The 20,617-nt window shown below is 69.7% G+C and carries 17 protein-coding genes; 10 read left to right on the forward strand and 7 right to left on the reverse strand.

The window, feature by feature from the left end; all coding sequences use genetic code 11:
- Positions 1-225: 225 nt before the first annotated feature.
- Both DIE02_RS04595 and DIE02_RS04600 read right to left on the reverse strand, forming a co-directional pair.
- Positions 226-1,446, reverse strand: coding sequence for a porin (locus DIE02_RS04595; protein WP_044842995.1), 1,221 nt, complete (start codon positions 1,444-1,446; stop codon positions 226-228).
- A 504-nt stretch (positions 1,447-1,950) separates the two neighbouring features.
- On the reverse strand, positions 1,951-3,015 hold the full coding sequence (locus tag DIE02_RS04600; RefSeq protein ID WP_124484928.1) for a phytoene/squalene synthase family protein: 1,065 nt from the start codon (positions 3,013-3,015) through the stop codon (positions 1,951-1,953).
- 426 nt (positions 3,016-3,441) lie between these two features.
- On the opposite strand from DIE02_RS04600, the gene DIE02_RS04605 reads away from it, so the two are divergent.
- Positions 3,442-4,587 carry a glycerophosphodiester phosphodiesterase gene (locus tag DIE02_RS04605; RefSeq protein ID WP_124484929.1) on the forward strand — a complete coding sequence of 382 codons (1,146 nt, stop codon included), beginning with the start codon at positions 3,442-3,444 and terminating at the stop codon, positions 4,585-4,587.
- Between the two features lie 92 nt (positions 4,588-4,679).
- Here the strand turns inward: DIE02_RS04605 and DIE02_RS04610 are convergent, their stop codons facing one another.
- Both DIE02_RS04610 and DIE02_RS04615 read right to left on the reverse strand, forming a co-directional pair.
- Positions 4,680-6,305, reverse strand: coding sequence for a rhodanese-related sulfurtransferase (locus DIE02_RS04610; RefSeq protein WP_124484930.1), 1,626 nt, complete (start codon positions 6,303-6,305; stop codon positions 4,680-4,682).
- Positions 6,306-6,427: 122 nt separating this feature from the next.
- Positions 6,428-6,994, reverse strand: coding sequence for a cysteine dioxygenase (locus DIE02_RS04615; RefSeq protein ID WP_044842991.1), 567 nt, complete (start codon positions 6,992-6,994; stop codon positions 6,428-6,430).
- A 74-nt stretch (positions 6,995-7,068) separates the two neighbouring features.
- Between DIE02_RS04615 and DIE02_RS04620 the strand changes: the two genes are divergently transcribed.
- A complete protein-coding gene (locus tag DIE02_RS04620; RefSeq protein ID WP_124484931.1) occupies positions 7,069-7,992 on the forward strand; it encodes a LysR family transcriptional regulator in 924 nt (307 codons plus the stop codon).
- A gap of 115 nt (positions 7,993-8,107) precedes the next feature.
- Here the strand turns inward: DIE02_RS04620 and DIE02_RS04625 are convergent, their stop codons facing one another.
- Positions 8,108-9,445 carry an acyl-CoA dehydrogenase family protein gene (locus DIE02_RS04625; RefSeq protein ID WP_124484932.1) on the reverse strand — a complete coding sequence of 446 codons (1,338 nt, stop codon included), beginning with the start codon at positions 9,443-9,445 and terminating at the stop codon, positions 8,108-8,110.
- Between the two features lie 451 nt (positions 9,446-9,896).
- Here DIE02_RS04625 and DIE02_RS04630 point away from each other — a divergent pair, with 451 nt between their 5' ends.
- The 8 genes from DIE02_RS04630 to DIE02_RS04665 all read left to right on the forward strand — a co-directional run bounded on the left by DIE02_RS04630 (position 9,897) and on the right by DIE02_RS04665 (position 18,044).
- The gene (locus DIE02_RS04630) at positions 9,897-10,982 is read left to right on the forward strand and encodes an LLM class flavin-dependent oxidoreductase (protein WP_044842988.1); all 1,086 of its coding nucleotides are present in this window, start codon (positions 9,897-9,899) and stop codon (positions 10,980-10,982) included.
- 20 nt (positions 10,983-11,002) lie between these two features.
- Entirely contained in the window at positions 11,003-11,848 is an 846-nt protein-coding gene (locus DIE02_RS04635; protein WP_124484933.1) for a class II aldolase/adducin family protein, read from the forward strand.
- Positions 11,849-11,883: 35 nt separating this feature from the next.
- The gene (locus DIE02_RS04640; protein WP_044842987.1) at positions 11,884-12,918 is read left to right on the forward strand and encodes an ABC transporter substrate-binding protein; all 1,035 of its coding nucleotides are present in this window, start codon (positions 11,884-11,886) and stop codon (positions 12,916-12,918) included.
- A 4-nt stretch (positions 12,919-12,922) separates the two neighbouring features.
- Complete coding sequence (locus tag DIE02_RS04645) at positions 12,923-14,029, forward strand: ABC transporter permease (protein ID WP_124484934.1); 1,107 nt, start codon at positions 12,923-12,925, stop codon at positions 14,027-14,029.
- Entirely contained in the window at positions 14,023-14,847 is an 825-nt protein-coding gene (locus tag DIE02_RS04650) for an ABC transporter ATP-binding protein (RefSeq protein ID WP_124484935.1), read from the forward strand. Before DIE02_RS04645 ends, DIE02_RS04650 begins: the two co-directional genes overlap by 7 nt.
- Before the next feature lie 50 nt (positions 14,848-14,897).
- Positions 14,898-16,082 (forward strand): cytochrome c, encoded by a 1,185-nt coding sequence (locus tag DIE02_RS04655; protein WP_124484936.1) that lies wholly within the window; start codon positions 14,898-14,900, stop codon positions 16,080-16,082.
- A gap of 37 nt (positions 16,083-16,119) precedes the next feature.
- Complete coding sequence (locus DIE02_RS04660) at positions 16,120-17,079, forward strand: ABC transporter substrate-binding protein (protein ID WP_124484937.1); 960 nt, start codon at positions 16,120-16,122, stop codon at positions 17,077-17,079.
- A 98-nt stretch (positions 17,080-17,177) separates the two neighbouring features.
- A complete protein-coding gene (locus DIE02_RS04665) occupies positions 17,178-18,044 on the forward strand; it encodes an MOSC domain-containing protein (protein ID WP_124485076.1) in 867 nt (288 codons plus the stop codon).
- A gap of 177 nt (positions 18,045-18,221) precedes the next feature.
- On the opposite strand, the gene DIE02_RS04670 is transcribed toward DIE02_RS04665, so the two are convergent.
- The gene (locus DIE02_RS04670) at positions 18,222-19,622 is read right to left on the reverse strand and encodes a sensor histidine kinase (protein WP_124484938.1); all 1,401 of its coding nucleotides are present in this window, start codon (positions 19,620-19,622) and stop codon (positions 18,222-18,224) included.
- Between the two features lie 196 nt (positions 19,623-19,818).
- Complete coding sequence (locus DIE02_RS04675; RefSeq protein ID WP_044842980.1) at positions 19,819-20,493, reverse strand: response regulator; 675 nt, start codon at positions 20,491-20,493, stop codon at positions 19,819-19,821.
- Positions 20,494-20,617: the final 124 nt, after the last annotated feature.

The following is a 20,617-nucleotide window of genomic DNA, read 5'->3' on the forward strand; positions in this document are numbered from 1 at the left end:
CGACACGACGGCGTCGGCGCCGACCGGGCATTGCAGGCCTGCACGTCATGCACCGCATGAGCGACACACTTGTCGGGCTCGACAGCCGTCGCCGCGCGCTTCCATTCGACGACCATCCATGACCGAACCCGCAATACGCACAACACGTGCCGCAAATGGAAAAACCGGCCCGAAGGCCGGTTTTCGTACCGCAAGCCGTAAGCGGCGCTCGCGCGCCGCGCGGCATCAGAAGCGGTGGATCAGGCCGACGCCGGCCGCGATCTGGTTCTGCTTCGAACCTGCACCCACGCCGTCGCCGATCGACGTCGTTGCATTGACGATGCCGCCGGTCAGGCCGCTGATCGTGTTGCCGGTAGCGTGCTGATACGCTTCAACCGCGTACAGGCCCGTGCGCTTCGACAGGCTGTAGTACTGCGACAGCGTGACCTGATGGTACTTGGCCGAGCTCGAGATGCCGTTCGACTGGGTCGCACGCGTGTACGAGTAGCCTGCCGCGAAGTCCCACTGCGGCGCTGCCTTCCAGTGCAGCACTGCGCCCGCCGTGTTGAAGATCGCCGTATTGTGGAATGCCGACAGGTTGCCCGGGATGTACTGGACGTTCGAGTACGACACCGAGATGTCCCACGCCGGCGTGAACTGGTAACCGGCCGTCACGGCGACACGTTGCTGCGACTGTGCCGTCTTGTAGCCGCCGTTGATCGACGACACGGCCTGCTCCGCACCGTTGCCGCTCGAATCCAGACCGTTTTGCGCGGTCGAGTTCGCGCCCCACACGCCGCCGCCGAGCGTCGCGTTGTTGATGCGCTGATAGCCAACCGCGATGCCTGCCGGGCCGTTCAGGTACTGGACCGCCGCGCTCCAGGTCGAGCCGCGGTTGAAGCTGCCTGCCACGCCGCCGAGCGAGTACGAACCGCCGACCGTGAAGCCGTAGAACTTCGGCGACATGTAGACGAGCGAGTTGTTCGCGCGGTAGCTGGTGTCGAGCGAGTCGATATCGCCCGGGTGCGCGCCGTAGTAACCGGTCAGCCAGGTCGTCGGGCTATACGGCGACAGCAGCGTGTAGTACGCGGTGTACTGGCGGCCGGCCGTCAGCGTACCGTACGTCGCGTTGGTCAGACCAACCCACGCCTGACGCGTGAAGATGCCGTTCGTCCATTGCGACGAGCCGTTGTTCGCGTTGAAGCCGGCTTCCAACTGGAAAATCGCCTTCGTGCCGCCGCCGAGGTCTTCGCTGCCCTTCAGGCCGAAGCGGCTGCCTGCCCAGATGCCGGTGGCCATCTGCACCTTCGAGTGACCGCCCGAAACCGCGCTGGTGGCCGACGAGTTGTTCTGCCAGGCGATAGCGTTATCGACGATACCGTACAGGGTCACGCTGCTCTGGGCGTGGGCTGCGGTAGCGGCTGCGAGACCCGCTGCCGTCATGGCGAAAGCGACGCGCTTTTTCATTGATTCTCCGTCCTCAAAGAATGATTTCTTTTCTGGTGTGGTTTTATGACTGACACATGTGCGAGTACATGCCGGTGCGATTCTGACGGATTACCAATCGTTTCCCAACATGTGCGGTCGGTCATCGTATGATCGACGCAACGCGGGGGTTCACCAAACGGTTACATAACACCTGAAAACGCTTACGCAGCGGGCCTTTCCGACATTTCCCGGTGAAAACCCTAGCTTTACATTTTTACTGGTGCATCGCGACCGTCCAATGTCGTCAGACGCCCTCGGCCAACAACCTTCTTACGAATGCGCGAGCGCGGCTGACGCCGCGATTCACGCCGCCGCGCAGGATCGCTGACATTCATGACACCCACGTTTCGGGAAGCGAAATCGTGAAAACGTTTCAGTCCGCGCGCGGACAATCGGACGGGAGACGTGAGCGGCCCGGCGAACGCGGGCCGAGGGGCGATGCCGATGCAGGTCGCGCCACGCGCCGGCATCGTTCAGCGCGATTCAGCGCGCGGACGGCTGCGCGATCCGCGCGTTCACCGCGTCGACGAGCGCGGTGATCCGCGCACGGATCGCGGCGTTCGAACCGACGAGCGCGAGCGACGACGCCATGATCCGGTAGATCCGCTTGCGCGGCACCTTCGCCGGCGTCGCCGGATCGAGCCACGCATCGTGGCCGGCCAGCAGTTCGAGCGTTTCGAGGCCGATCATGATCGGCCACAGGCACGCGAGCCGCAGCCGCACGAAGCGGCGCGGAATCGCGAGCGTGTAGCGGCACGCGTCGCGATACTGGTCGAGCGTCACGCGCAGCAGGTCGACCAGCACGCCGCGCGCGCGCGCCGACGCATCGGGTGTCATCAGGTCGGCGACGCCGACGCCGTATGCGGCCAGCACGTCCTCCGGCAGATAGCAGCGGCCGATCCGCAGATCCTTCGCGCAGTCGCGCAGGATGTTGGTCATCTGCAGCGCCTTGCCGAAACGGATGCCCTTCTCGCGCATGTCCGGCACGTCCCAGCCGCGCGCGGCGCGCGTGTGCGCGCCGGTCATGTCGGTCCAGAATTCGCCGACGCAGCCGGCGACCAGGTACGTGTAGCGATCGAGCTCGGCACGGTTCGGCAGCGACGCGACGCGGCCCGACTGTTCGTCGGGGAACGTGCGCAGGTCGAATTCCATCCCCGACGTCAGCGTCGCGACGACCTTGCGGATCGATGCGCAGTCCGCATCCGGCTGCGCGCGCAGTAGCGCGAGCATCGGCTGCATCGAGCCGAGCAGCACGTGTTCGTGCGAATCCGTCTGCATCCGCGTCACGTCCTCGAGCGAGCGCGACAGCGCCGCGCCGTCGCCGAGCCGCTCGACTTCGTTCCGCAGGTCGGTCAGCAGCGCCGCGCGGCGATCGGGCGCGACCAGCGCCGTGTCGGCGATCGTGTCGGCCGCGCGCGCGAGCAGGTAGGCCAGGCCGACCGGGTCGCGCATGCCGTCGGGCAGCACGCGCAGCGTCAGGTAGAAGGAGCGGGAAACGTTCTTCAGCAGGTCGCCGAGCAGGTAGGCGGGATCGGTATGCGTCGTCATGGGTCGGTAAAAATCGGCCGGCGCGGGCCCCGGACGCACGCGGGCGCCGGGCGCCCGCGCCGGCCCGCGAGTCGCCGCATCGCCGTGCGCGGGCGGGTGTCGGCCCGGCGCGGCGATGCAAAAGTCCCGCAAGTTTAGTGCATCCGGCGACCACGCTCGCGATCCGTCCGACGAAGTGGGCGCGTGACCGCCGAACCGCGTCGGCGCGACGATCTCGGCGCCGGCTGGCGGCGACGGGCGGATCGCACCGTCTCGACCGCGACGTGTTCCCGCAATTCTCGCGCCTGACGCGACAACAAAACAGAAAGGCGAAAGTAATACATATGTAATTATCCGGTGCGACGATCGCGTCCCGTTCGCTCACGCGGCCTCGCATCGCCGGACCGCTTGCCCTTTCACCGACTTCCGTTCCGAAGGTTCATCGACATGCTCTTCCCGCGCCCGACCGCCCTGCGCTGCATCCCGTTCGCCTGTGCCGCCGCCGTCCTGCTTGCCGCCTGCGGCGGCGATGATGTCTCGGCGTCCGATTCCACTCGGCCGATCTCCGCGAAGGTCCAGGTGGTCGGCCATCGCGGCGCGAGCGCGCTGCGCCCCGAGCACACGCTCGCGTCGTACCGCAAGGCGATCGAGGACGGCGCGGACGTGATCGAGCCCGACCTCGTCGCGACCCGCGACGGCGTGCTCGTCGCGCGCCACGAGAACGAGATCTCCGGCACGACGAACGTGTCGACGCTGCCGCAGTTCGCGAGCCGCAAGGCGACCAGGACGATCGACGGCACGCAGCTGACCGGCTGGTTCACCGAGGACTTCACGCTCGCCGAGCTCAAGACGCTGCGTGCCCGCGAGCGCATTCCGCAGGTGCGCCCGGCGAACACCGCGTACAACGACCAGTTCGAGATTCCGACCTTCGACGAGATCGTCGCGCTCGCGAAACAGATGTCCGCGCAGACCGGCCGCACGATCCACCTGTATCCGGAAACCAAGCACCCGACCTACTTCCAGTCGATCGGCCTGCCGCTCGAGGACCGTCTCGTCGACGCGCTGCAGAAGGATCCGTACACGGCGCGCACGGCGACCGTCTACATCCAGTCGTTCGAGGTCGCGAACCTGAAGGCGATCCGCAACCGGATCAAGTCGAGCCAGCCGAACTGGAAGCTCGTGCAGTTGATGGACGAAGCCGGCCAGCGTCCGTACGACTTCGTGAAGGCGAACGACAAGCGCACCTACGGCGACCTGTCGACGCGCGACGGGATGCGCGAGATCGCGTCCTATGCGAACGGCGTCGGCCCGTACAAGACGTCGATCATCGCGGTGGCCGCGGACGGCACGCTGCAGCAGCCGACGTCGTACGTGCGTGACGCGCACGCAGCCGGCCTCGTCGTGCATCCGTATACGTTCCGTCCGGAGAACAACTTCCTGCCCGCGTCGCTGAAGGACGGCGGTACACCGGCCACGCGCAACACCGCGGGCTCGGTGCGCGAGATCCAGGCTTACCTGCGCGCGGGCATCGACGGCTTCTTCACCGACGATCCGGCCGTCGGCCGCACGGCCGTCGATACGTTCAAGCGTTGAGCGCGCTGAACGTGCCGCATACGATGAGCCGCTGAACATGCGGCAACCGGGCGCGGCGCATCGCATGCCGCACGCCGGTTGCCGCGCCGTGGTCAGATCACGCGGAAGTGGTGCGTGCCGTCCCGCTTCAGCTGGTCGACCAGCCCGTATTCCCAGTCGAGATACGCCTGCATCGCGGCGGCCGCGTTGTCGGTGCCTTCGTACGGGCGCCGGTAGCGATCGACGCGCGGCGACGCGAGGCGTGTCTCGCCGTGCTCGAGCGGCAACCCCGCGTCGATCCATGCGGCCGTGCCGCCGGTCAGCACCGAGATCGCCGCGGAAGCCGGCAGCAAGGCGCGCGCGTCGTCCGCCGCGAACCGCGCGAGCAGGCTCGATCCGCACGTGAACACATAGCGCCGCGCCGGCGGAATCGCGGCGAGCGCGTCGCGCAATTGCGCGCGCACGACGAACCACGCGCCGGGGATATGGCGCTTCACGTAGTTCGCGCTGGCCGTCACGTCGACGATCGCGAGCTCGCCCGCGGCCGCCTCCTTCAGCCAGCCCGCGAGCGTCGCGGGCGACACCTCGCTCACCTGCGGCGTCGCGGGCACGTCGCGCGGCGGCTGGCCGCGCTCGGTGAACGCCGCCGTGCCGGCCGGCTCGAGCACCCGCACGTCCCAGCCCATCTGCGCGAGCCACGACGCGGTCATGTCCGCGCGCACGCCGTCGTCGTCGGCGAGCACGATCCGCGCGCCGCGCACGGCCGCGTGATGGTCGGTCTCCTGCACGAGCTGGCCGCCCGGCGTGCCCAGGAAGCCCGGCAGATGGCCGGCCTCGTATTCTTCCGGCGTGCGCACGTCGAAGCGGTACAGCGTGCGGCCCGGTTCGTCGAGCGCGGCGAGCTCCGCGAGCGCGATGCGCGGCACGCCCGCGCGCTCGGCCACCGCGCGCGCGGCGCGGCGTGCTTCCTCACGCTGCGCGGGTGCGATCTCGTCCGGAAAGCGTCGGGCGGCGCCGTGCTCGAGCGTCTGGCCGGCGAGCGTCCAGCCGATCGTGCCGTTGCGCAGTGCCGCGACCGGGTTCGGCAACCCCGCGTTGACGAGCGACTGCGTGCCGATGATGCTGCGCGTGCGGCCCGCGCAGTTCACCACCACCTGCGTTGCCGGATTCGGCGCGAGCGCGCGCACGCGCAGCACGAGTTCCGCGCCCGGCACGCTCGTCGACGTCGGGATGTTCATCGTCTGGTATTCGTCGAAGCGGCGCGCGTCGACGATCACGACGTCGGCCTTTTCATCGATCAGCGCCTGCACCTCCTGCGCGGACAGCGACGGCGTATGGCGCTCGGCCTCGACCCATTCGCCGAACGACTTGCTCGGCACGTTCACGTCGATGAACAGTTCGCCGCCCGCGGCGAGCCAGCCCGCGAGGCCGCCGTCGAGCAGCCGCACGTCGGTATAGCCGAGCTGCGCGAGTTTCTTGGCCGCGCGCGGCGCGAGATCCTCGCCGCCGGCTTCGCCGAACACGACGATCGGCGTGTCGCGGCGCGGAATGCGCGTCCATGCGTCGAGTTCGAGCTTCGACAGCGGAAAGTTGGCGGCCCACAGCGGGTGGCCCTGCGCGTAGGGATCTTCCTCGCGCACGTCGATCAGCGCGATTTCGTCGCGGGCCAGCAGGCGCGCGCGTACGTCCTGGTACGACGCGACGGGGAAACGGAAAGTGGAATCAACGGATTGCGTCACGATGTCTCTGTCGGATTCTGTTGGAGTCGGTGAAGAAAGCACACGGAAAACGGATGCAGCTCGATGCCCGCGGGCAGGCCGTCGCAACGGGGCGCCCGCGACTTGCGGCGTCACGCGTCCGGTCACGCGTTCGAATAGCCGGACACGAACGGCTTCACGGTGCCGTCGTCCAGGAACACCGCACGTTCGACCTGGCCGATGTTCGCGCCGTACACGTGGATGCTGATCGACACCTGGTCGTCGAACGCGTTGGTCACGCGATGGACGTCGCCGATGCGCGGCGACACGGCCTCGACGTCGCCCGGCTGCAGCCGTACCGCGTCGCCCGCCGGCACCGGCCTGCCGGCCGCGTCGAACCGGTACGGTTGCGAAAACTCGCCGCCGCGCAGCATCCCGATCAGTCCCCACACCGTGTGGTTGTGGATCGGCGTCGTCTGGCCGGGCCCCCACACGAAGCTGACGACGGAAAACCGCGCGTCGGGATCGAGATGCAGCAGGTACTGGCGGTAACGCTCGGGATCGGGCTGCGCGAACGCGTCGGGCAGCCAGTCGTCGTGCGCGACGAGCGCGGCCAGCAGCGCGCCGCCCTCGTCGAGGATGCGCGCCTCGTTCGCGCCGGACGCGAGCAGCGCGCCCAGCCCGTCGACGAACGGACGCAGCGGCGTCTGCTGCAACGAAAGCGTACTCATCGGCTGCCTCCTCGAATATGATGCCGAATATGATGGATCGTCATGATGCACCCGAAATACCATGCAGAACAAACATGAAAATTAGCGATATCGATGCTTTTGCAGCGGTCGTTCGCGGCCAGACGCTGAGCCAGGCCGCGGCCGAGCTCGGCATGACGCAGCCCGCGATCACGCGGCGCGTGCAGAACCTCGAGGAGGCGCTCGGCGTCACGCTGCTCGACCGCAACACGAAGCCGCCGCGCCCGACCGACATCGGCCTGCAGGTGTTCGAGCAGTGCCGCGCGATCCTGCGCGAAGTCGACGCGCTGCGCGAACTGACGGCCGGCCAGCGGCCGCCCGCCGGCGAATTCCGCGTCGGCCTCACGCAAGGGCTCGGCGAGCTGATGCTGCCCGGCCTGATCGCGCAGCTCGCCGCGCAATGGCCGGCGCTCGCCACGCAGGTCACGACCGCGTGGGGCGGCATGCTCGTCGAACGCGTCGCGCACCGCGAACTCGACGCCGCGCTGGTGTTTCTGGCCCGCGAGATGGTGCTGCCGCCGCAGGTCGAAGGCCAGCGGCTGCTGGCCACGCGGCTCGTCGCGGTCGGCCGCAAGGGCGACTGGCCGCGCCGCAGCTACCGGCTCGCCGACTGCCATGCGCGCGGCTGGGTGCTCAATCCCGACGGCTGCGGCTTTCGTGCGGGGCTGCGCCGCGCGCTCGACGCGCAGGGGCTGCCGATGCCGGTCACGCTCGACGCCTACGGCCGCGACCTGCAATTGCAGAGCGTCGCGAACGGCTTCGGGATCGGGCTGATGCCGCTGCCGCTCGTCGAAGGCAGCCCGCTGCGCGACGCGGTCGACATCGTCCCGCTCGCCGATTTCAAGCCGCAGATCGATCTGTGGCTGCTGCACCGGCAGGACGCCGCGCGCTTCAAGGCGCCGCTCCTGGCCGTGGCCGCGCATGCGCGCACCGCGTTCGCGCTGCCGGCGGATGCGGCCGGGCACGACGAAGCTGCTTGACCACGCGCGACGGCGCCTGCGCGGCGGCGTTGCGTTTGCGTTTGCGTTGGCCTTTGCGTTGGCCTTTGCGTTGGCCTTTGCGTTGGCCTTTGCGCCCACCATCCCGCCGCCCCGCTCACGCATCGCTGTCGCGACCGGATGCCGGCGCGTCGCGTGACGTTCCGCCCGCTTCCGCGTTCGTGGCAGCGCGTCGGGCCGCCGCGTCGAGCACGGCCCGTCCGGCGGCCACCGCGATCGCATCGTCCTGCGGCGTATGCACGCGGCTGCACAGCACGTCGCGATAGTGGCGTTCGAGCGGATTGTGGCGGCTCAGCCCGTGATTGCCCGACAGCTTCAACGCATGCTCGACCGTGCGGATCGCCTGTTCCGTCACGGTCCGCTTGACGAGGCCGCTCGTCGTCACCGTCGGCGGGTCGCCCGCATCGGTGCGCGCGATGTGCTCGTCGAGCAGCACGCGGTTCGCATGCAGCCACCCTTCGATCTCGCCGACGGCCTCCTGCACGCGCGGCAGCGTCGCGAGCGGCGCACCGAGCCCGCTCGGCGCGCGCGTCGTCGCGAAATCGAGCAGCCAGTCGCGCGACGCGCGGGCGACCGCGTCGTAGAGGCTGCCGAGCAGCGCGACCATCCAGGCCTGCTGGTCGGCCTGCGCATCGACATCCGCATGACTCGCGGCCGACACGGCCCACGCATCGGGCGCACGCACGTCCACCGCATGATCCGCGGGCAGCCGCACGTCGTCGAACACCACCTCGTGACTGCCCGATGCGCGCAGGCCCAGGTGATTCCAGCTTTCGATCACGCGGATGCGCGCATCGACTTCCGTGTCGCGCTCGCGCCGCACGAGGAACACGCCGACGCGCGGCTCGGGTTCGTCCGTGCGGGCCCACACGGCCAGCCAGCGCAGCGCCGGAATGCCGGTGCTGTACAGCTTGTGGCCGGACAGCCGCCAGCCGTCGCCGTCGCGACGCGCGATCGTTTCGGGCAGGCCGCCGCGCGACGGCGAACCGAGCGCCGGCTCGACGCGCAGCGCGTTGATCAGCGCGCCGTCGGCAACCGCGCTGTCGAACACCGCACGCCGCAGGCGCGCGGGCCAGCGGTTGTCCGCGCGGCCGAGCGCGCGATGCTGCAGATAGGTCATCGTCAGCACCAGTGCGGTCGCCGGATCGGCGCGCGCGACCGCGGCCACGATCCGGCTCGCCTGCGCGAGCGTCGCGCCCGCGCCGCCGTGCTCGCGCGGCACGACCTGCGCGATCAGCCCGGCGCGATGCAGCCGCGCGAAATTCTCGTGCGGGAAACGGCCGTCGACGTCGTTGCGGGCGGCGTCAGCCGCGAGTTCGGGCGCGAGACGCGCGAGCAGCGCGGTAACGCGCGCATCGTCGGCAGGCAGGTGGCGCAGCGACGACTGGGACGACTGCGGCGATAGCGGCGAGGAAGCGGCAAGGCTGGCGGACATCGGTACGGATTCCCTCGGTGACTGGGTAACGGGATAAAACGTCGTGGCGAAGATCGCTCGGCGAATGGCGGCGGTGGCTCGTGGAGACGGCGGCGATCGGCGCTGGATTCGCCGGGGGCGCGTGGCGTGGATCCGGGGCGCTCGCGCACGCATCCGCCGCACACCTCTGCCTTCGACCCGAGCCGCTGCTTCCGAACCCGATGCCGATCCGGCTCCCGTCGTGTGGATCCGGCGCGCAAGCCCCGCTCGACACGCAGCCGGCGCCCCGTTCGGCCCGATCGTGAGCCCATAGCGTATGCGCAACGCACACGCGCCCAAACCATGCAAATCTGATATTCAATTCGGGATTGATTATTTCCGTTCCGCATGATCCCGGCGGTAATCTGCGCTCCATTCCCGCCCGGCCGGCCATCGCTGGCCGCGCCGGGCCGTCCTTGCATCGGAGACCCAGATGAGCGTCGAATTCATCGGCATGATCCAGAGCCAGAAGCAGTCGGAAATCCATCCGCCTGCCGGCCCCGTCGTCGACCCCGACTACGTGCGCGACTTCGCCCGCGCCCACGAAACGGCCGGCTTCGACCGGATCCTCGTCCCGCACCACTCGACCGGCCCCTCGGCGACGCTGACGATCGCGTTCGCCGCCGCGGCGACCGAACGCATCCACTTCATGCTCGCGCATCGCCCCGGCTTCACCGCGCCGACGCTCGCCGCGCGGCAGATCGCGACGCTCGACCAGTTCAGCCGCGGCCGGCTCGCCGTGCACTTCATCTCCGGCGGCTCGGACAGCGAGCAGCAGCGCGACGGCGATTTCCTCGACCACGACGCACGCTACGCGCGCACCGACGAATACCTCGGCATCCTGCGCCGCATCTGGACCGACACGCAGCCGTTCGATCACGACGGCGCGCACTACCGCTTCACGCAGGGTTTTTCGGAAGTGAAGCCGTTTCAGAAGCCGCACGTGCCGATCTACTTCGGCGGCGCCTCGGAAGCGGCGCTGGAAGTCGCCGGCAAGCACGCGGACGTCTATGCGCTGTGGGGCGAATCGCTCGACCAGGTGCGCGACCTGACGACGCGCGTGCGTGCCGAAGCCGCGAAGCACGGCCGGCAGGTGCGCTTCTCCGTGTCGTTCCGGCCGATCCTCGCGGCGACCGAAGACGAAGCGTGGGCGCGCGCACACCGGATCCTCGACGAAACCCGCCGGCTGCGCGAAGCGGCCGGCCTCGCCACCGGCGGCCCGCAGCAGAGCGAAGGCGCGCGGCGCCTGCTCGCCGCGGCCGAACGCGGCGCGCGCGTCGACAAGCGGCTGTGGACCGAGATCGCGAAGCTCACCGGCGCGCGCTCGAATTCGACCGCGCTGGTCGGCACGCCCGAACAGGTCGCCGACGCGCTGCTCGACTACTACGACCTCGGCGTGACGACGTTCCTGATTCGCGGCTTCGATCCGCTCGAAGACGCGATCGACTACGGCCGCGAACTGATTCCGCGCGTGCGCAGCGCCGTCGCGGCACGCGACGCGGCGCGCCGCGCGGCCTGACGCACGGGGAGATGCCGACCATGTCCGCCGTCCTGTCTTCGTCCTCGCCCGTGCGCACCGCGTCGGGCCTCGTCCTCGCCGACACGCCGCGCCAGCATTTCTGGTTCGATCCGCCCGCGCCGCGCTTCGACGTCGCCGCCGAGCGCCGCCACCGGCAGGAGCGGCTGGCGGCCGCGTTCCGCCTGTTCGCGCGCTTCGGCTTCGCGTCGGGCCTCGCCGGCCACATCACCGCGCGCGACCCGGAACTGCCCGACCACTTCTGGGTGAATCCGCTCGGCGTGCATTTCTCGCAGATCAAGGTGTCGGACCTGCTGCTCGTCAATTCGCGCGGCGAAACCGCGATCGGCAACCGGCCGCTGAACAAGGCCGCGTTCGCGATCCATGCGGCGATTCACGACGCGCATCCGCACCTCGTCGCGGCCGCGCATACGCATTCGACCTACGGCAAGGCGTGGTCGACGCTCGGCCGCCCGCTCGACCCGCTGACGCAGGACGCGTGCGTGTTCTACGAGGACCACGCGCTGTTCGACGACTTCACCGGGATGGTCGTCGATACGAGCGAAGGCGCGCGGATCGCGGATGCGCTCGCGAAGCCCGACGGCACCACGCACAAGGGCGTGATCCTGAAGAACCACGGCATCCTGACGGCCGGCCCGACGGTCGAGGCCGCCGCGTGGTGGTACATCGCGCTCGACAACGCCGCGCACACGCAGCTGCTGGCCGAAGCGGCCGGCACGCCGCAACCGATCGATCATGCGACCGCGCGACACACGCACGGCCAGATCGGCGGCCCCGACGGCGCATTGCACGCGTTCGACAGCCTGTTCGCGCGCGTCGTCGCCGACGAACCCGACCTGCTCGACTGAGCGCCCGCCGCACGACCGGAACCGGAGACCACACCATGACCAAAACCACCGCACCCGCGCCGACCGGCGCCCATGACGACAAGCGCCGCCGGCTGCTGCGCGCGGCCGGGGCCGCCGCGCTCGCCGCACCGGCGATCACGCTCGGCCGCAAGGCCTGGTCGGCGCCGCCGCTGAAGAAGCTCACGTTCGCGTGGAACCAGAACGCGTTCTGCCTGACGCCGATCGTCGTCGCGCAGGAGAACGGCTTCTTCGAGAAGAACGGGCTGAAGGTCGAACTGATCAACTACAGCGGATCGACCGACCAGCTGCTCGAATCGATAGCGACCGGCAAGGCCGATGCCGCGGTCGGGATGATCCACCGCTGGCTGAAGCCGCTCGAAGCCGGCTTCGACGTGAAGATCATCGGCAGCTCGCACGGCGGCTGCGTGCGGCTGCTCGGGTCGAAGACGGCGGGCGTGACGACCCTGCAGGCGCTGAAGGGCAAGACGGTCGGCGTCAGCGATCTCGCGGCGCCCGGCAAGCATTTCTTCTCGATCCTGCTCGCGAAGAACGGCATCGATCCCGAACGCGACATCACGTGGCGGCAGTATCCGGCCGACCTGCTCGGCGTCGCGGTCGACAAGGGCGAGATCCAGGCCATCGCCGACGGCGACCCGAACCTCTATCTGCTCGAGAAGCGCAGCAACGGCGCGTACACCGAACTCGCGACGAACCTGTCCGGCGAATATGCGCGCAAGGTGTGCTGTGTGATCGGCGCGCGCGGCGACCTCGTGCGCAACGACCGGCCGGCGGCCGCCGCACTCGCGCGCTCGATCGTGCAGGCCACCGAGTACACGCACGACAACCCGAACGAAGCCGCGAAGGCATTCGCGAAGTATTCGCCGAAGATCAACCCCGACGACCTGCGCAAGCTGTACGCGACGCTGACCTACACGCACCATCCGACCAACGTCGACCTGCAGCAGGAAATCGCGTTCTACGCGGACGATTTCCGCCGCATCAGCGTGCTGAAGAAGAGCACCGACCCGCAGCGCTTCGCGCAGCAGGTCTATGCGAACGTGCTGGGGTGACGCGATGTCGACGATCGAACACGCGTCCGCCGCACGCACCGCGTCCACCTCGGGCAATGCCGCCCCCGTGACGCCGCCTGCGACTGCCACGACCCGTCCCGCGTGCACGGCCTGCGACGCGACGCTCGCGGCCGAAGCCCGCCGGGCACGCACCTGGCCGACCGGCGTCGTCGCGGCGCTCGCGTGGGCCGCGCTCGGCGCGGTGACCTACGTGTGGCCGAACCGCGTCGTCGGTTTCACCGACTGGGCGTACACCGACACGTTCGGCATCGCCGCGTGGGCGATCGGCGCGCTGCTGCTGGCCGCCGCGACGCTCGGCCATCGCGTGCCGGCCACGCGCGCGCGGCTCGCCCGCGTGCACCCGGCCGGCCCGTGGCTCGTGGCGCTGCCGCTCGTGCTCGCCGTGTGGGAAGTCGTCACGGCCAAGACCGGCTGGCTGCCGACGCCGTTCTTCGCGCCGCCGCAGGCGCTGATCGAGGTCTACGCCGACGACTGGCCGCGCCTTGCCGGCAGCGCCGGCAACACGCTGAAGCTGCTTTCCCTCGGGTTTGCGTACGGCGTCGCGGTCGGGTTCGCGGTCGGCGTATCGATCGGCTGGTCGCGCCGCATCGGCTACTGGGTGCATCCGGTGCTGCGCGTGCTCGGCCCCGTGCCGGCCACCGCGCTGCTGCCGCTCACGTTCTACTTCTTCCCGACGAGCTATTCGGCCGCCGCGTTCCTGATCGCGCTGTCGACCGGCTTCCCGGTCGCGGTGCTGACGTGGTCGGGCGTCGCGAGCGTGAACCGGCAGTACTACGACGTCGCGCGCACGCTCGGCGCGAACGCGCGCTTCCTCGTGTTGCGCGTCGCGATTCCGGCCGCGCTGCCGCACGTGTTCGTCGGCATCTTCATGGGGCTGAGCGCGTCGTTCACGGTGCTGGTCGTCGCCGAGATGATGGGCGTCAAGTCGGGGCTCGGCTGGTACCTGAGCTGGGCGCAGGGCTGGGCATCGTACGTGAACATGTATGCGGCGCTGATCGTGATGGCGCTGCTGTTTTCCGGGCTGATCGCGCTGCTGTTCGCGGTGCGCGACCGTGTGCTCGCGTGGCAGAAAGGAACCGTCAAATGGTAAGCGCCGCCGTTCTCGAATCGTCCGTTGCCACGCCGCCCGCCGCGCTCGACGCCACGGCGCCGCGCGGCGCGCGCATCGACATCCGCCGCGTGAGCCATGCGTTCGACGGCCCCGGCGGCCCGCTGCCGGTGCTCGACGACGTCACGCTGTCGGTCGCGGCCGGCGAATTCGTCGCGCTGCTCGGCCCGAGCGGCTGCGGAAAATCGACGCTGCTGCGGCTCGTCGCGGGCCTCGACGCCGCACGGCAAGGCACGATCGCGCAGGACGGCACGCCGATCGAGCGGCCCGATCCGTCGCGCATCGTCGTGTTCCAGGATCCGACGCTCTACCCGTGGCGCCGCGTGCGCGCGAACGTCGCGCTCGGCCTCGAGGCGCGCGGCGTGGCCCGCACGTCGCAGCATCGCGTCGACGATGCGCTCGCGCGCGTCGGGTTGCAGGAATTCTCGAACGTGTTTCCGCATCAGCTGTCGGGCGGGATGGCGCAGCGTGTCGCGCTCGCCCGCGCGCTCGTCAACGATCCACGCCTGCTGATCCTCGACGAACCGCTCGGCAAGCTCGATTCATTGACGCGGCTGACGATGCAGGCCGAGTTGACCGCGCTGTGGCAACGCGACGGGTTCTCCGCGCTGCTCGTCACGCACGATGTCGAGGAAGCGCTGTTTCTCGCGCAGCGCGTGATCGTGTTCGGGCCGCGGCCCGCACGCATCGTCGCGGAACTGCGTGTCGACCTGCCGTATCCGCGCCATCGCGGCGACCCGCGTCTCGCCGAACTGCGTCACGAAGCGCTGCGGCATCTCGGACTCGATGCGAGCTGGTAGATGCGCAGTGCCTTTCGCAGGATGGCCGGTGCGCGGCAAGGGCCGCGCCGATGAACGCGCCGCCGTTCGCCGACTGGGCACTCCTGTTCCTGCAACTGCTGTATCGCGCACAGATCGCGTTGGCCCGGGTGCTGCATGCGATCGGCCTGACCGGCGATGCCGACGGACAGGCCGCGTGGCCCTGGGCACACCGCATCGCGCTCGAAACGCTGCGCATCGACGCGGGGCTCACGCGACAGCTTGCATTCGCCGTCGCGATGACCACGCTCGCCGCGGCGCTCGGCTGCATCGCACTCGTGTCGCGCAAATGGCGGGCGGCAGCGGCGATCGCTGCGCTGGCCGTCGCGTGGTTCGCGCCGTGGCCGCCGGCGTCGCTGTGGCTCGCGCCGGCGGTGCCCACGAGTTTCCAGCGCAGTCCCGCCGCGTTTTCCGTCGTGAACCTGATGCGCGGCGCGCATCTGTATGCGCAGCATTGCGCAGCCTGTCACGGCGCGGACGGCCGCGGCGAAGGCCCGCTCGCGGCGAGCCTCGCGCATTGGCCGCCGACCTTCGCGGGCGCACTGCTTGCCCGCCGGCTCGACGGCGAACTGTATTGGCGCATGCGCCACGGTACGCGCGACGCGCGCGGCGCGGCGTCGATGCCGGGCTTTGCCGCGACGCTCGGCCCGGCCGACACCTGGGCCGTGCTCGATTACCTGAAAGCGCTGTCGGCCGGCAGCGGCGCGCAGGCGGAAGGGGCGTGGCCCGTGCCCGTTCCGCTGCCGGCGCTCGACGTGCGCTGCGGCAGCGCCGCGCCGCAACCGCTCGAGCGCTGGCGCGAAGGCCAGCGTGTGCGCATCGTCGCGCTCGCGCCGGGCGGCACGCCGCCTCGGGAAGACCCGCGCTGGCAGACGCTGCTCGTCGCCGCCGGCGATCCGTCCACGCCGCCACCGCCGGTCGGCACGCGCGCGAACTGCGTCGCATCGACGCCCGATGCATGGCAAGCGTTCGCGACGATTGCCGGCGTGCCGCCCGCTGCGTTCGGCGGCACGCAACTGCTTGCCGACCGGCGCGGCTGGCTGCGGGCGCGCGCGTTGCCGGGCAGCGCGGGCTGGTCGGCCGACGACTTGCTGTGCCGCTCGGATGCCGCGGCGCGAGCGCCGGCCGACGCCGCGAACGTCGATCCGCTGACCGCGCTGCTGCTGCGCGTGGACGCTGAACCCGTACGCGACGTGCAGGCCGGGCTCCCGCATTGAATCCCTGAACCGTTTTCCCGACGAACCGAACTTCACGATGAATCCGACCCGACGCCACTTCCTCGCGCAAGCGAGCGCCCTCGCCGCCGCCACCCTCGCCGCCGCGCCGGCCACGCTGCATGCGCAATCGGACACGCGGCCGCTGCTCCGTGCCGGCGACCAGAAAGGCGGCCTGCGCGCGCTGCTCGAAGCGGCCGGCGAACTGAACGGCCTCGCGTACGACATCGCATGGACCGAATTCCCGGCCGCCGCCCCCCTGGCCGAAGCGCTGAACGCGGCGGCCGTCGACTGCGGGCCGATCGGCGACGCGCCGGTGATCTTCGCGCTCGCCTCGGGCGCCCGCATCAAGGTGATCGGCGCGAACCGGTCCGACCCGTACGGCACCGCCGTGCTCGTGCGGCCCGACGCGACGCTGAAGGACGCCGCAGACCTGAAAGGCAAGCGCATCGGCACCACGCGCGGCTCGATCGGCCATTTCGTCACGTTGAAGGCGCTCGACGCGGCCGGCCTGCCGTCCGACGCCGTCTCGTTCCGCTTCTTGCCGCCGGCCGACACGATGCTTGCGCTCGCAACCGGTTCGATCGATGCGTGGGCGACGTGGGAACCCTATACGGCCCTCGCGGAAACGAGCGGCCGCGCGCGCGTGCTCGTCAACGGCCGCGGCCTGTGGTCGGGCTTCAGCTACATCGCGGCGACCGACGCGGCGATCGCGTCGAAGCGAGAGGTACTGCACGACTTCCTGCAACGGGTGGTGCGCGCGCAGGTCTGGTCGTACCGGCACGTCGACGCGTATTCCGCGGCACTCGCGCGCATCATCGGCATCCCGCCGGCGGCCGCGAAGCTGCAGTTCGAGCGCCGCAACACGCGCTGGCAGCCGATCGACGCGACGGTGATCGCCGGGCAGCAGCGCACTGCCGACTTCTACCTGAAGGCCGGGCTGCTGCGCCAGCCGCTCGACGTGCGCACGACCTTCGACCTCGGCTTTCCGCTGGCGTAACCGGTCGCGGCCGTGCGGCGGCCGGCAACCGCCCAAACGGCTTTCGCACGATCTGGCACAATCGCGATTCGACCATCCTGCCCATGTCAGCCAGCGTCATGCCAGCCATCTCCGAACTCTTCGTCTACCCGATCAAATCCTGTGCCGGCATCGCGCTGTCGCGCGCGCAACTGCTCGAAACGGGCCTCGCGTACGATCGCCACTGGCTGATCACCACCCCGGACGGGATGATGATCACGCAGCGCACGCACCCGCGCCTCGCGCTGATCCGCACCGCGCTCGAGCACGACGCGCTCGTGCTGAACGCGCCGGGCATGCCCGAGATCCGCACGCCGCTCGACGGCGACGCGACGCCGGCCACGCCGAAGATGGCCGCGACCGTCTGGCGCGACACCGTCGACGCGATCGACACGGGCGCCGCGACAGCCGCATGGCTCACCGAATTCCTCGGCACGCCGCTGAAGCTCGCGCGCTTCGGCGCGGATGCGCGCCGCGGCTGCAACCGCAAATGGACCGGCGACATCGACACGCACACGCAGTTCGCGGACGGCTATCCGCTGCTCGTGATCGGCCAGTCGTCGCTCGACGACCTGAACGCGAAGCTCGTCGCGAAAGGCGCGCCGGCGATTCCGATGAACCGCTTCCGCCCGAACATCGTCGTGTCGGATCTCGATGCGTACGAAGAGGATTTCGTCGAGCATCTCGACGCCGAAGGCGACACACCCGTGCGGCTGCGCCTCGTGAAGCTGTGCACGCGTTGCCCGATGCCGACGATCGACCAGGTGACCGGCGCGCCGAACCCGGCGTGGCCGCACGAGCCGACCGACACGATGCAGACGTATCGCGCGAATCCGAACTACGACGACGCGCTGACCTTCGGCATCAATGCGATCGTGGTCGAAGGCGCGGGAGCCTGGCTGGAGGTCGGGCAATCGCTCGAGGCGGAGATCGGATTCGGCGATTGAGCGACTGAGCGGGGCGGCGGACGGCGCGTCGTATGCATCGCCGCCGAGGGCGATGCGTCGAAGACATCCGCCGCGACGTTGCCGGCGCGCCCACCTCCCTCCCCCCCTCGGAGATGCCGCTCGCCGCCATTCGCTCACATTCGCCGCGATTCTCCGCGACCAAGCGAACCAGCCCTTCTACTGCGCCGCCGCCGGCACCGTCGGCAACATCACCGTCACGATCAACCCGCCTCCCGCCGCATCGGCCAGCGTCACGCTGCCCTGATGCACGCGCGCGATCTCGCGCACGATCGACAGCCCGAGCCCCGTGCCTTCGACCGTCTGCGTCTTGCTGCCGCGATGGAAACGCTCGAACACCGCGTCGCGTTCGCCGGCCGGAATGCCCGGCCCGTTGTCGATCACGTCGAGCCGCGCATGGTCGCCATCGCGCGACACGCGCACCGTGATCACCGCGCGGTCGCCCGAATAACGAATCGCGTTGTCGATCAGGTTGCCGATCAATTCGCCGAGCAGGTCCGGTTGGCCGAGCACGTCGACATCCGCCTCGTGCTCGAAGCCGAGATCGATGTCGCGCGCGCGCGCGACCGGCGACCAGTCGAGCGTCACGCTGCGCGCGAGCCGGTGCAGCGCGACCGGCTGGTGCGCGACCGCCTGGCCGCTGTCCGAATCGAGCCGCGACAGCGACAGCAGCTGCTGGACGATCTTCACGGCCTGCCGCACCGCGCCGTTCACGCGCCGCAGATGCACGTTCACGCGCGGCTGCTCGTCCGGCCGCAACGCCAGCTCGACGCCGGCCTGCACCGCCGCGAGCGGGGTCTTCAGCTGATGGGCCGCGTCCGCGAAGAAACGCCGCCGCGCGACCTGCATCCGCTGCGTGCGGCCGATGTACTGGTTGATCGACTCGACGAGCGGCGCGAGTTCGCTCGGCATGCCGCCGGTATCGAGCGGCGTCGGATCGCCGTCGCTGCGCGCGGCGACCGTCGCCGACAGCCGGTTCAGCGGCCGCAGCCCGCGCCCGACGCCGAGCCACACGATCCCGAGCGCGAGCACGACGAGCAGCCCCTCCTGCAGCAGCGAGCCCATCAGGATCTCGCGCGCGAGCGCCTGGCGCGCCTCGATCGTCTCGCCGACCATCACCCACACGACGCGCGTCTGCGCGGTCGGCACGTCGTGCACCGGCACGCGCAGCGCGGCCATGCGCAACTGCTCGCCGCGATAGACGACGTTGTAGTAGCGCGTGACGAACAGCGTGCCGTCGCCCTGCGGCAGCGGCAGGTCCGGATAGCCGGTGATCGTGCGGCCGTTGTCCTCGCGGATCAGGTAATAGATCTTGCCGCCGTCGCCCGACTCGAACATCTCGAGCGCGAGATACGGCAGGTCGACCTCGATCTCGCCCTCGTTGAACCGCACGCCTTCGCGGATCGACTTCAGCGACGACGACAGCGTGCGGTCGAACGCGACGTGCGCGGCGCTCATCGCGCGCTGGTACGTGAGCCACGAGTCGAGCGCGAGCAGTCCGAGCAGCGGCAGCAGCAGCCACAGCGCGACCTGTGCGCGCAGGTTCGGGCGTGTCACCATGCTTCCCGCCGGGCTGCACCGACCAGCGTGGCGGAAAACGCGTGCGGCCTCGCTCCGCGCCCGTGCAGCCGGCCGGCTTTGCCAGGCCGGCCGCGGATGGCTGGCGCGCCCGCGGCAAGCAGCGAACGTGCCGATCCCGCGCAGCGCTTTGGCGCGTACCGCGGCCCCATGCAAAGAAGGCAAGCCCGGCGGTGATTCATCCGGCCGCCTTCGCTTCGAGCAAGTATCCGAGGCCGCGCAGCGTGACGATCGCGACACCGGTGTTCTCCAGTTTCTTGCGCAGCCGGTACACGTAGATCTCGATCGCATCCGCGTTGACCGACTCGTCGAGCCCGAAGATCTTCTCCGACAGCGTCTCCTTGTTGATCGCGCGGCCGTTGCGCAGGATCAGCACCTCCAGCACCGAGCGCTCGCGCGGCGTGAGCGGCAGCGGTTCGCCGGCGAGGTGGAAGCTGCGGTCGATACTGTCATACGAAAGCGGCCCGCACTCGACCCGCGAATGCTCGTGGCCGAGGCTGCGCCGGATCAGCGCGCGGGCGCGCGCCTCCAGCTCGGTCAGCTCGAACGGCTTCGCGAGGTAATCGTCGGCGCCGAGATCGAGCCCCTTCACGCGGTCCTCGACCGAGCCGTGAGCGGTGAGGATCAGCACCGGCACCGGATTGCGGCGCGCGCGCAGCCGCCGCAGCACCTCGAGCCCGTCGAGCTTCGGCAGCCCGAGATCGAGTATCACCAGCGCGTAGTCCTGCGTGCGCAGCACGTGATCCGCCGCCTCCCCGTCCGCCATGTGATCGACCGCGAAGCGCGCGGCACTCAGCGCGTCGTTCAACGACTGCGCAAGGTTCGGGTTGTCTTCGACGAGCAGCACACGCATGGGGACCTCGGGAAATCCATGACACAAAGGACACTATTGTGAACCGAAATGAAAGCAGGCTGAAAGTGCCTCGCAATTAACATCCGCGTCACTCGAACAACACACACGCGTAACTGGAGGAAGA

Origin of the sequence: Burkholderia sp. Bp8991 (genome assembly GCF_003853795.1) — a bacterium.
Lineage (GTDB): Bacteria > Pseudomonadota > Gammaproteobacteria > Burkholderiales > Burkholderiaceae > Burkholderia.

What these genes read in the sequence shown, in the direction of transcription:
- DIE02_RS04595 (WP_044842995.1), bottom strand. Translation starts at nt 1,446, where the DNA reads ATGAAAAAGCGCGTCGCTTTCGCCATGACGGCAGCGGGTCTCGCAGCC.
- DIE02_RS04600 (WP_124484928.1), bottom strand. Translation starts at nt 3,015, where the DNA reads ATGACGACGCATACCGATCCCGCCTACCTGCTCGGCGACCTGCTGAAG.
- DIE02_RS04605 (WP_124484929.1), top strand. Translation starts at nt 3,442, where the DNA reads ATGCTCTTCCCGCGCCCGACCGCCCTGCGCTGCATCCCGTTCGCCTGT.
- DIE02_RS04615 (WP_044842991.1), bottom strand. Translation starts at nt 6,994, where the DNA reads ATGAGTACGCTTTCGTTGCAGCAGACGCCGCTGCGTCCGTTCGTCGAC.
- DIE02_RS04620 (WP_124484931.1), top strand. Translation starts at nt 7,069, where the DNA reads ATGAAAATTAGCGATATCGATGCTTTTGCAGCGGTCGTTCGCGGCCAG.
- DIE02_RS04625 (WP_124484932.1), bottom strand. Translation starts at nt 9,445, where the DNA reads ATGTCCGCCAGCCTTGCCGCTTCCTCGCCGCTATCGCCGCAGTCGTCC.
- DIE02_RS04630 (WP_044842988.1), top strand. Translation starts at nt 9,897, where the DNA reads ATGAGCGTCGAATTCATCGGCATGATCCAGAGCCAGAAGCAGTCGGAA.
- DIE02_RS04635 (WP_124484933.1), top strand. Translation starts at nt 11,003, where the DNA reads ATGTCCGCCGTCCTGTCTTCGTCCTCGCCCGTGCGCACCGCGTCGGGC.
- DIE02_RS04640 (WP_044842987.1), top strand. Translation starts at nt 11,884, where the DNA reads ATGACCAAAACCACCGCACCCGCGCCGACCGGCGCCCATGACGACAAG.
- DIE02_RS04645 (WP_124484934.1), top strand. Translation starts at nt 12,923, where the DNA reads ATGTCGACGATCGAACACGCGTCCGCCGCACGCACCGCGTCCACCTCG.
- DIE02_RS04650 (WP_124484935.1), top strand. Translation starts at nt 14,023, where the DNA reads ATGGTAAGCGCCGCCGTTCTCGAATCGTCCGTTGCCACGCCGCCCGCC.
- DIE02_RS04655 (WP_124484936.1), top strand. Translation starts at nt 14,898, where the DNA reads ATGAACGCGCCGCCGTTCGCCGACTGGGCACTCCTGTTCCTGCAACTG.
- DIE02_RS04660 (WP_124484937.1), top strand. Translation starts at nt 16,120, where the DNA reads ATGAATCCGACCCGACGCCACTTCCTCGCGCAAGCGAGCGCCCTCGCC.
- DIE02_RS04665 (WP_124485076.1), top strand. Translation starts at nt 17,178, where the DNA reads ATGCCAGCCATCTCCGAACTCTTCGTCTACCCGATCAAATCCTGTGCC.
- DIE02_RS04670 (WP_124484938.1), bottom strand. Translation starts at nt 19,622, where the DNA reads ATGGTGACACGCCCGAACCTGCGCGCACAGGTCGCGCTGTGGCTGCTG.
- DIE02_RS04675 (WP_044842980.1), bottom strand. Translation starts at nt 20,493, where the DNA reads ATGCGTGTGCTGCTCGTCGAAGACAACCCGAACCTTGCGCAGTCGTTG.